This window comes from Citrobacter sp. wls757, from assembly GCF_005280935.1.
Lineage (GTDB): Bacteria > Pseudomonadota > Gammaproteobacteria > Enterobacterales > Enterobacteriaceae > Citrobacter > Citrobacter portucalensis.
In genome coordinates, this window is sequence record NZ_SZWU01000060.1 from 435633 (window position 1) to 446721 (window position 11089).

The 11089-nt window shown below is 54.0% G+C and carries 8 protein-coding genes; 7 read left to right on the forward strand and 1 reads right to left on the reverse strand.

The window, feature by feature from the left end; all coding sequences use genetic code 11:
• From FDW94_RS16955 to FDW94_RS16975, 5 genes are all read left to right on the forward strand, one after another.
• A partial coding sequence (locus FDW94_RS16955; protein WP_249358588.1) for a nitrate reductase subunit alpha occupies nt 1-3327 on the forward strand: 3327 nt, incomplete at its 5' end.
• Nucleotides 3324-4868 (forward strand): nitrate reductase subunit beta, encoded by a 1545-nt coding sequence (gene narH / locus FDW94_RS16960; protein ID WP_008784807.1) that lies wholly within the window; start codon nt 3324-3326, stop codon nt 4866-4868. The genes FDW94_RS16955 and narH, both read left to right, overlap by 4 nt.
• A complete protein-coding gene (gene narW / locus FDW94_RS16965; RefSeq protein WP_137377934.1) occupies nt 4868-5563 on the forward strand; it encodes a nitrate reductase molybdenum cofactor assembly chaperone in 696 nt (231 codons plus the stop codon). The genes narH and narW overlap by 1 nt, the downstream gene beginning before the upstream one ends.
• A complete protein-coding gene (gene narI / locus FDW94_RS16970; protein ID WP_003833047.1) occupies nt 5560-6240 on the forward strand; it encodes a respiratory nitrate reductase subunit gamma in 681 nt (226 codons plus the stop codon). Before narW ends, narI begins: the two co-directional genes overlap by 4 nt.
• Before the next feature lie 99 nt (nt 6241-6339).
• Nucleotides 6340-7233, forward strand: a complete 894-nt coding sequence (locus tag FDW94_RS16975) for a PhzF family isomerase (protein WP_137377935.1) — start codon at nt 6340-6342, stop codon at nt 7231-7233.
• 58 nt (nt 7234-7291) lie between these two features.
• Here the strand turns inward: FDW94_RS16975 and nhoA are convergent, their stop codons facing one another.
• Entirely contained in the window at nt 7292-8137 is an 846-nt protein-coding gene (gene nhoA, locus FDW94_RS16980) for an N-hydroxyarylamine O-acetyltransferase (protein WP_137377936.1), read from the reverse strand.
• Nucleotides 8138-8294: 157 nt separating this feature from the next.
• Between nhoA and FDW94_RS16985 the strand changes: the two genes are divergently transcribed.
• Together FDW94_RS16985 and FDW94_RS16990 are read left to right on the forward strand one after the other, a co-directional pair.
• Nucleotides 8295-8867, forward strand: coding sequence for a flavin reductase family protein (locus FDW94_RS16985; protein ID WP_003833054.1), 573 nt, complete (start codon nt 8295-8297; stop codon nt 8865-8867).
• Nucleotides 8868-9080: 213 nt separating this feature from the next.
• On the forward strand, nt 9081-11057 hold the full coding sequence (locus FDW94_RS16990; protein ID WP_137377937.1) for an alkyl sulfatase dimerization domain-containing protein: 1977 nt from the start codon (nt 9081-9083) through the stop codon (nt 11055-11057).
• Nucleotides 11058-11089: the final 32 nt, after the last annotated feature.

Genomic DNA, 11089 nt, shown 5'->3' on the forward strand with positions numbered 1-11089 from the left:
ATTATGAACGACCCGCAAAAATGCCAGAGCTACAAGCAGGTACGCGGGCGCGGTGGATTTATCCGTTCGAACTGGAAAGAGCTTAATCAGCTGATTGCTGCCGCCAACGTCTGGACGGTGAAAACCTACGGCCCGGATCGCGTGGTCGGCTTCTCCCCGATCCCGGCGATGTCGATGGTTTCCTATGCCGCCGGCACTCGCTATCTCTCGCTAATCGGCGGAACATGTCTGAGTTTCTATGACTGGTACTGCGACTTACCGCCCGCGTCACCGATGACCTGGGGCGAGCAGACCGACGTTCCTGAATCCGCCGACTGGTATAACTCCAGCTATATCATCGCCTGGGGTTCTAACGTGCCGCAGACTCGTACCCCGGATGCGCACTTTTTCACAGAAGTACGCTACAAAGGCACCAAGACGATTGCCATTACGCCGGATTACTCGGAAGTCGCCAAACTGTGCGATCAGTGGCTGGCCCCCAAACAAGGGACAGACAGCGCACTGGCAATGGCGATGGGCCACGTCATCCTGAAAGAGTTCCACCTCGACAATCCCAGCGATTATTTCCTCAATTACTGTCGTCGCTATACCGACATGCCGATGCTGGTTTTACTGGATGCCCGCGAAGATGGCAGCTACGTGCCTGGACGCATGATGCGTGCTTCAGACCTTGTCGATGGCCTGGGTGAAAGCAACAATCCGGAGTGGAAAACGGTAGCCTTTAACAGCGCTGGCGAACTGGTTGTCCCGAACGGATCTATCGGTTTTCGCTGGGGGGAAAAAGGCAAATGGAACCTGGAACCACTGGCGGCTGGCGCTGAAACTGAACTTTCTCTTTCGCTGCTTGGTCAGCATGATGAAGTGACCGGCGTGGCATTCCCCTATTTTGGCGGCAACGAAAACCCACATTTTCGCAGTGTAAAACAAGAACCGGTGCTGATCCGTCAACTACCGATAAAACATTTTACCCTCGCTGACGGTAGCCGTTGCCCGGTGGTGAGCGTCTATGATCTGGTGCTGGCGAATTATGGCCTCGATCGTGGTCTGGATGATGTTCATAGCGCGCAAGATTACAGCGAAGTGAAAGCCTACACCCCGGCCTGGGGCGAGCAAATTACGGGGGTGCCACGCCGTCATATCGAACAGATCGCCCGTGAGTTTGCCGATACGGCGCACAAAACGCATGGCCGTTCGATGATCATTCTCGGGGCTGGCGTCAACCACTGGTATCACATGGATATGAACTACCGTGGCATGATTAATATCCTGGTGTTCTGTGGCTGTGTGGGACAAAGCGGCGGCGGCTGGGCGCACTATGTGGGTCAGGAGAAACTGCGTCCGCAAACCGGTTGGTTGCCGCTGGCCTTTGCGCTGGACTGGAACCGACCACCGCGTCAGATGAACAGCACTTCGTTTTTCTACAACCATTCCAGCCAGTGGCGTTATGAAAAACTTACCGCGCAGGAACTCCTCTCTCCACTGGCCGATGCGTCGAAGTTTAGCGGACATTTGATTGACTTTAACGTGCGGGCTGAAAGGATGGGCTGGCTGCCGTCTGCGCCGCAGCTTAACCTCAACCCTTTGACTGTTAAAGCAAAAGCCGAACAAGCAGGGCTATCTCCTGCGCAATACACCGCACAGGCGCTGAAGTCAGGTGATATTCGTTTTGCCTGCGAACAGCCAGATAACGGCAAAAACCATCCGCGCAACCTCTTCGTCTGGCGCTCTAACCTGCTCGGCTCCTCCGGTAAAGGGCATGAATACATGCTCAAATATTTGCTGGGTACCGAAAGCGGGATCCAGGGGGAAGCGCTCGGTTCAAGCGAGGGTATTAAACCTGAAGAGGTTGAATGGCAGTCGGCGGCGATAGAGGGCAAGCTCGATCTGCTGGTCACGCTCGATTTCCGTATGTCCAGTACCTGTTTGTTCTCCGATATCGTTCTGCCAACCGCTACTTGGTATGAAAAAGACGATATGAATACCTCGGATATGCATCCGTTTATTCACCCGTTGTCTGCGGCGGTCGACCCGGCATGGGAATCGAAGAGCGACTGGGAAATTTATAAAGGCATCGCCAAAGTATTTTCTGAGGTTTGCGTCGGACACCTTGGACAAGAAACGGATGTGGTATTGCAACCGCTGCAACACGACTCTCCGGCAGAGCTGGCGCAGCCGTTTGACATTCAGGACTGGCGCAAAGGCGAATGCGATCTCCTCCCGGGCAAAACGGCACCGAATATCGCCGTTGTGGAGCGTGACTACCCCGCCACCTACGAACGCTTTACTTCACTTGGCCCGCTCATGGACAAACTCGGTAACGGCGGGAAAGGCATTGCGTGGAATACCCAGGCGGAAGTCGATTTCCTCGGCAAGCTGAACTACACCAAGCGCGAAGGCCCGGCAAAAGGACGCCCGCTGATTGACACCGCGCTGGATGCCTCTGAGGTGATCCTCGCCCTGGCACCGGAAACAAACGGTCAGGTGGCGGTGAAAGCCTGGGAAGCGCTGGGGGCGATGACCGGACGCGACCATACGCACCTGGCGTTGAACAAAGAAGACGAAAAGATCCGTTTTCGCGATATCCAGGCGCAGCCGCGCAAAATCATCTCCAGCCCCACCTGGTCCGGGTTGGAAAGTGAACATGTTTCCTATAACGCAGGCTATACCAACGTCCACGAGCTGATCCCATGGCGTACTCTGTCCGGTCGCCAGCAGCTGTATCAGGATCACGCGTGGATGCGAGCGTTCGGTGAAAGTCTGGTGGCGTATCGTCCACCTATCGATACCCGCAGCGTCAGTGAAATGCGCGAGGTTCCGCCTAACGGCTTCCCGGAAAAAGCGCTCAACTTCCTGACGCCGCACCAGAAATGGGGGATCCACTCCACCTATAGCGAAAACCTGCTGATGCTGACGCTGTCGCGCGGCGGACCTATTGTCTGGATCAGCGAGACCGATGCCAAAGAGCTGGGCATTGAGGATAACGACTGGATTGAAGCCTTCAACGCCAACGGTGCGCTCACCGCGCGTGCAGTGGTGAGTCAACGCGTGCCACCGGGAATGACCATGATGTATCACGCTCAGGAGCGAATCATGAATATCCCTGGCTCAGAAGTGACCGGGATGCGCGGCGGGATCCATAACTCGGTGACCCGCGTCTGCCCGAAACCCACGCACATGATAGGTGGCTATGCGCAGCTGGCATACAGCTTCAACTATTACGGTACGGTCGGCTCTAACCGCGATGAGTTCATCATGATTAGAAAAATGAAAAATATTAACTGGCTGGATGATGAAGGTCGCGATCAGGTACAGGAGGCGAAAAAATGAAAATACGCTCACAGGTAGGCATGGTTCTTAATCTGGATAAGTGCATCGGCTGCCACACCTGCTCCGTCACCTGTAAAAACGTCTGGACCGGGCGTGAAGGGATGGAATATGCGTGGTTTAACAACGTCGAGACTAAACCGGGGATTGGCTATCCAAAAAACTGGGAAGATCAGGAAGAGTGGCAAGGCGGCTGGGTTCGCGATGTTAACGGCAAGATAAGACCGCGTCTGGGCGGCAAGATGGGCGTAATCACCAAAATTTTCGCCAACCCGGTAATCCCGCAAATCGATGATTACTATGAGCCGTTTACGTACGATTATCAGCATCTGCATAGCGCGCCGGAAAGCAAGAATCAGCCCACTGCGCGTCCGCGTTCGCTGATCGATGGTAAGCGGATGGACAAGATTATCTGGGGTCCAAACTGGGAAGAACTGCTTGGCGGCGAATTTTCAAAACGTGCCCGCGACCGTAACTTCGAGAAGATGCAAAAGGAGATGTACGGCCAGTTCGAAAACACCTTCATGATGTATTTACCGCGCCTGTGCGAGCACTGCCTGAATCCAAGCTGTGTCGCCACCTGCCCAAGCGGTGCTATCTATAAGCGTGAAGAAGACGGCATTGTGCTGATCGACCAGGACAAATGTCGCGGCTGGCGCTTGTGCATCAGCGGCTGTCCGTACAAAAAAATCTACTTTAACTGGAAGAGCGGTAAGTCAGAGAAGTGCATTTTCTGCTACCCACGTATTGAGTCCGGCCAGCCGACGGTATGTTCGGAAACCTGCGTTGGACGTATTCGTTATCTCGGCGTATTGCTGTACGACGCCGACCGCATCGAAGAAGCGGCCAGCACCGAGCATGAGACCGATCTCTATGAGCGTCAGTGCGATGTATTCCTCAATCCGCACGATCCGGCGGTCATTGAAGAGGCGTTAAAACAAGGTATTCCGCACAACGTCATCGAAGCGGCCCAACGTTCGCCAGTCTACAAAATGGCGATGGACTGGAAACTGGCGCTGCCGCTGCACCCGGAATATCGCACCCTGCCGATGGTCTGGTATGTACCGCCATTGTCACCGATTCAGTCGGTCGCCGACGCGGGCGGACTGCCGCACAATGGCAACATTTTGCCGGCGGTTGAGTCGCTGCGAATTCCGGTTCAGTACCTCGCCAACATGCTCAGTGCGGGTGATACCGGTCCGGTGCTGCGCGCGCTGAAACGTATGATGGCCATGCGCCACTATATGCGTGCGCAGACAGTGGAAGGCGTGACGGACACCCGCGCGATTGAGGAAGTGGGTTTGACCGTTGAGCAGGTTGAAGAGATGTATCGCTATCTGGCCATCGCCAACTATGAGGATCGCTTTGTGATCCCGACCAGCCACCGCGAAATGGCGCGCGATGCCTTCCCGGAGAAAAACGGCTGCGGATTTACTTTCGGTGACGGCTGCCATGGCTCAGATACCAAATTCAACCTGTTTAACAGTAGCCGTATCGATGCAATCGACATCACCGAAGTGCGCGATAAAGCGGAGGGTGAATAATGCAAATCCTGAAGGTTATCGGCCTGCTGATGGAATATCCCGACGAGCTGCTGTGGGAGTGTAAAGACGACGCGCTGGCGCTTGTGGCCAGCGATGCCCCCATGCTTACCGAATTTAGCCAGGGATTGCTCAATGCGCCACTGCTGGATAAACAAGCGGAATGGTGCGAAATCTTTGACCGGGGCCGGGCCACCTCTCTGCTGCTGTTTGAGCACGTGCACGCCGAGTCCCGTGACCGGGGTCAGGCGATGGTTGATCTGCTGGCGCAGTATGAAAAGGTCGGGCTACAGCTCGACTGCCGCGAACTACCGGATCACCTGCCGTTGTATCTGGAGTATTTGAGCGTGTTGCCGGAGGACCAGGCCAAAGAAGGACTGCAGAACGTTGCTCCGATTCTGGCTCTGTTGGGCGGGCGCTTAAAACAGCGCGATACGCCGTGGTATCAACTGTTTGACGCCCTGCTGCTGCTTGCCGGAAGCCCTCTTTCAAGTGACAGTGTCACTAAGCAGGTTGGTACTGAAACCCGCGATGATACTCGTCAGGCGCTGGATGCGGTGTGGGAAGAGGAACAGGTGAAGTTTATCGAGGATAACGCCACCGCCTGCGACAGTTCACCGTTACAAAACTATCAACGACGCTTTAGCCAGGACGTTGCGCCGCAGTATGTCGACGTCAGCGCGGGAGGCCCGAAATGATACAGTACCTGAACGTCTTTTTTTACGATATCTACCCGTACCTGTGCGGTACGGTATTTATCCTCGGCAGTTGGCTACGCTATGACTACGGGCAATACACCTGGCGCGCCTCTTCCAGCCAGATGCTGGACAAACGCGGCATGGTGCTGTGGTCAAACCTGTTCCACATCGGCATTCTGGGGATCTTTTTCGGTCACCTGTTCGGCATGCTAACGCCGCACTGGATGTATGCCTGGTTCCTGCCGATTGCGGTGAAACAACAGATGGCGATGATTGCCGGTGGGCTTTGTGGCGTACTGACGCTGGTTGGTGGCGCAGGTTTGCTGGTGCGGCGTCTGACCAACCCGCGCATTCGTGCAACGTCTTCCACCGCTGATATTCTGATCCTTTGCGTTCTGCTGATTCAGTGTATCCTCGGCTTAACCACCATCCCGTTCTCCGCACAGCATCCTGACGGCAGTGAAATGCTGAAACTGGTTGGTTGGGCGCAGTCAGTGGTGACCTTCCAGGGCGGCGCATCTGCACATCTGGATGGCGTGGCGTTGATTTTCCGTGTGCACCTGGTTCTGGGGATGACTATCTTCCTGCTATTCCCGTTCACCCGTCTGGTCCACGTATGGAGTGCGCCGTTTGAGTACTTCACTCGCCGCTATCAGATAGTGCGTTCCCGCCGATAATTGAACTCTGATGCCCGGTAGCGCTTGCGCTTACCGGGCCTGCATCGCTATCCCGCTTTTTGTACGTTATGATGCTTCTCCATTTCAGGGAGAACACTAATGAAACCACAGGTTTACCACGTCGATGCCTTTACCTCGGTCCCTTTTCGCGGCAACTCAGCAGGTGTGGTTTTACATGCTGATGGACTGAGTGACGCGCAGATGCAGCTCATCGCTCGCGAGCTGCGTCATTCAGAAACCGCATTTCTGCTGACCAGTGACGACAGCGATGTTCGCATCCGCTATTTCACCCCGACGGTCGAAGTTCCTATCTGTGGGCATGCTACCGTCGCCGCGCATTATGTGCGGGCTAAGGTGCTGGGTCTGGGCAACTGCACGGTCTGGCAAACCTCGCTGGCCGGACGTCATCGGGTGGATATTGACGCTACCGGGAATGACTATCGCATTAGCCTTGAGCAAGGTGAACCGGGTTTTGAACCTCCGCTGGAGGGCGCTGTTCGTACTGCGATTCTCGATGCGCTGCACCTGAGCGAAGACGATATGCTGGCAGGCTTACCCATTCAGGTTGCCACGACCGGACATTCGAAAGTGATGATTCCACTGAAACCCGAGGTGGACCTTGACGCCCTTTCCCCTGATTTACCGGCTTTGACCGCCATCAGCCAGCAAATTGGCTGTAACGGCTTTTTCCCTTTTCAAATCCGCGAGGGCGAAAACGCCACTGATGGCCGCATGTTTTCACCTGCTATTGGTATTGTGGAAGACCCGGTTACCGGCAATGCCAACGGTCCAATGGGCGCGTGGCTGGTCCACCATGGGCTGATGGCGCATGATGGGAAAACGTTACGTGTTCAGGGGCATCAGGGCCGTGCGCTCGGGCGCGACGGGATTGTTGATGTGACGGTGACTATCCGTGAAAACCAGCCGGAAAAAGTCACCATTACCGGTTCGGCGGTGATCCTGTTTCACGCAGAATGGGCGATAGATTTTTAATTGTTCCCGAAGGCCGGATAAGGCGATGACGCCGTATCCGGCATGACTTCCGATGCCCCTATTTCCCCGCCTCCGGATGCGTATCAAACGCCGCCATGACCGTCGCCAGCTCATCTTCGGTAAACCCATGCTTCACGTCATCCACACCCAGTCCAAATCGTTCTTGCAACAACGCATACAAACTGGCGACATCAGGCAAATTAATCTGCTCTACCGCATGTCCATCCTGATAATGGGTAAAGTGAAAATTGGTTAACGTTAATTTCCCGCCGTCGGGCAGATGACGGCACATCAGCAGATGATGGCGAAAATGTGATTGCGGCCAGTGTGCGGACCAGAAGTTGCCCATCAGATAATCGCTCTGATGCTGCACGACCAGATCGAAACGATACATTGACTGCCAGTGTTCGTGATGACGGAACTGGAGAATCCAATCTTCACCTTCCTGAATCAGCCGATATTCGCCGTGTGGCGTCTTCTGCTCAGTGTTAGCCTGCAGACGAATCGGCGCCGTCAGCGTTTGTCCGCCGAAACCAACGTCGGCGATCCACTGCTCTCCCTGCAATTCAACCAGCAACAGACGATGCGTGCGCGGCGGCAGGCTTGACGGATTTGCCAGTACCACGCGACCGAGAAGGCTACGTACGTTAAAACCGATTTCGCGTAGCGCGCGTTCAAACACGCCATTCTGTTCAAAGCAATAACCGCCACGACGCGCCGTTACCAGCTTCTCTTCCAGCGACAAATCGTCAAGCTGCATCTCTCTTGGCAGTAATACATCCAGGTTTTCAAAGGGAATTGCGCTGTTGTGCAGTAGATGTAGCGCTTGCAAGGTTTCAAGGTTGACGTTGGCCGAACCTGACCAGCAAATACGGGCAAAATAAGCGGTTAAAAAAGGCGTCATACGGAGTTCCTGTTCGATTAATGCAGTACTTATAACGTATTTTTCGTTTTACGCTGTCGATTTTGTGCGTTGTTAATTCCTGTGAGGCGACAAAATCGCTAATACCGTTAATATCTATGTTTATTGTGGTGTGTTATCTCTCAGCCAAGGAGCATCCATGAGCCATTTTCGTCCGATCGAATTAAAACATGCCAGCCGGCTACTCAATCATGGCCCAACGATATTGATAACCAGCCGGGATGAGCATACCGAGCGGCGAAATGTGATGGCTGCGGCATGGTCAATGCCCGTGGAATTTGAGCCGCCGCGGGTAGCAATTGTTGTTGATAAGACCGCCTGGTCGCGGGATCTCATTGAACGTAGCGGTAAATTCGGCATCGTTATTCCGGGTATCGCCGCCGTCAACTGGACCTGGGCCGTAGGCAGCGTTTCCGGTCGCGTGGAAGATAAATTCAACTGTTACGGCATTCCCGTGGTACAAGGACCCGTGCTAGGTTTACCGCTGATAGAAGCGAAATGTCTGGCCTGGATGGAGTGTCGCCTGTTGCCAGCCACGGCGGCACAGGAAAAATATGACACTCTGTTTGGGGAAGTGGTCTCCGCTGCCGCTGATGAGCGAGCCTTCGTGGAAGGACGCTGGCAGTTTGATGATGGCAAGCTCAATACTCTGCATCACCTTGGGGCCGGAACGTTTATCTCCAGCGGGAAACGTATTATCGCAGGTGAATGATAGTATGCTAACGGATGGCAGTTCTGCTCTGTCATCCGCAACTGTTTTCTTAAAACCTCTGAAAAACCAGTTAGATAAATTACTCTGCCTTCCTTGCCTAATCATTCATGTGAATTATAGTTAATTTTGCACTAACTCAAATACCTAATCAAAACGCTATCCGTCAAAGCAGCATCCCCAACTGTACTTTTGAAGTGTCAGAGAGGTTTTACGATGCAACTTAATAGAATCGCACAAAGTTTTATACTTGCTGGGTTACTCACATCGTTTTCTGTTCCTCTTATGGCCGCTGAAGCCCCCAAAGACGCTACAGCCGCCACGCAACAAGCCAACAACGCGCTTTACAATCAACTGCCCTTCTCCGATAACACCGACTTTACCGACGCCCACAAAGGCTTTATCGCCCCACTCCCGCAGGACGTGATCAAGGGCGAGCAGGGAAATATTATCTGGAATCCGCAGCAGTACGCGTTCATCAAAGAAGGCGATAAAGCCCCGGATACGGTAAACCCGAGCCTGTGGCGTCAATCTCAGTTGATCAACATCAGCGGGCTGTTTGAAGTAACGGATGGCGTTTACCAGATTCGTAACCTCGATCTGTCAAATATGACCATTATTGAAGGTAAAGAAGGCATCACCGTTGTTGACCCGCTGGTCTCGGCAGAAACGGCCAAAGTCGGGATGGATCTTTACTTTAAAAACCGCGGTCAAAAACCAGTTGTTGCGGTGATTTATACCCACAGCCACGTTGACCATTACGGCGGCGTACGCGGCGTTGTCGATGAAGCCGACGTTAAAGCGGGCAAAGTGAAAGTTTATGCGCCAGCCGGCTTTATGGAAGCCGCGGTCGCTGAGAATATCATGGCCGGTAACGTCATGAGCCGCCGCGCGAGCTACATGTACGGCAACCTGTTAAAACCTGATGCCAAAGGCCAGGTCGGCGCGGGACTGGGAACCACGACCTCCGCGGGAACCGTTACCCTGATTGCGCCAACAAATATCATTGAGAAAGATGGACAAAAAGAGGTCATCGATGGCCTGACCTATGACTTCATGCTGGCCCCGGGTTCCGAAGCACCGTCGGAAATGCTGTGGTACATCGAAGAGAAGAAACTGATTGAATCCGCAGAAGATGTTACCCACACCCTGCACAACACCTACTCCCTGCGCGGAGCCAAAATTCGTGAGCCGCTGCCGTGGTCCAAATACATCAACGAAGCGATTGTGCGCTGGGGTGATAAAGCCGAAGTGCTGATGGCGCAGCACCACTGGCCAACCTGGGGTAATGACAAGGTGGTCAGCCTGCTGAAAAGTCAGCGCGATCTGTATCGTTACATCAACGACCAGACGCTACGCATGGCTAACGAAGGTCTGACCCGCGATGAAATCGCTGCCAACTTTAAGCTGCCGGACTCACTGGCACATACCTGGGCTAACCGCGGTTACTATGGCTCCGTGAGCCATGACGTAAAAGCGACCTATGTGCTCTATCTCGGCTGGTTTGACGGCAACCCGGCAACGCTGGATGAGCTGCCGCCGGAAGAGTCTGCGAAGAAATTTGTCGACTACATGGGTGGTGCGGACGCCATTTTGCAGAAAGCAAAAGCAGACTATGACCAGGGCAACTACCGCTGGGTGGCACAGGTGGTAAGCAAAGTCGTGTTTGCCGATCCAAATAACCAGGCCGCACGTAATCTGGAAGCAGATGCGCTTGAGCAACTGGGTTATCAGGCTGAATCCGGCCCGTGGCGTAACTTCTACCTGACCGGCGCGCAAGAGCTGCGTAACGGCGTGGTCAAAGGCCCAACCCCGAATACCGCCAGCCCGGATACCGTTCGTGCTATGACGCCGGAAATGTTCTTCGATTATCTGGCAGTGCATATTAACGGACAAAAAGCGGGTGATGCGAAGTCGGTGTTTAACATCGATCTTGGCAGTGATGGCGGTAAATATAAGCTTGAGCTGGAGAATGGCGTCCTGAACCATACCGCCAATGCCGAAGCGAAAGATGCCGATGCTACGATCACGCTTAATCGCGATACGCTGAACAAAATCATCCTCAAGGAAGTGACGCTGAAACAGGCACAAGACAGCGGTGACGTGAAGATAACCGGTGACGGCGCCAAGCTTGATGCCATGCTCGGCTATATGGATAAATTCGAATTCTGGTTCAACATCGTTACGCCATAAGCACAACGAAAACGGGCGGAAATCCGCCCGTT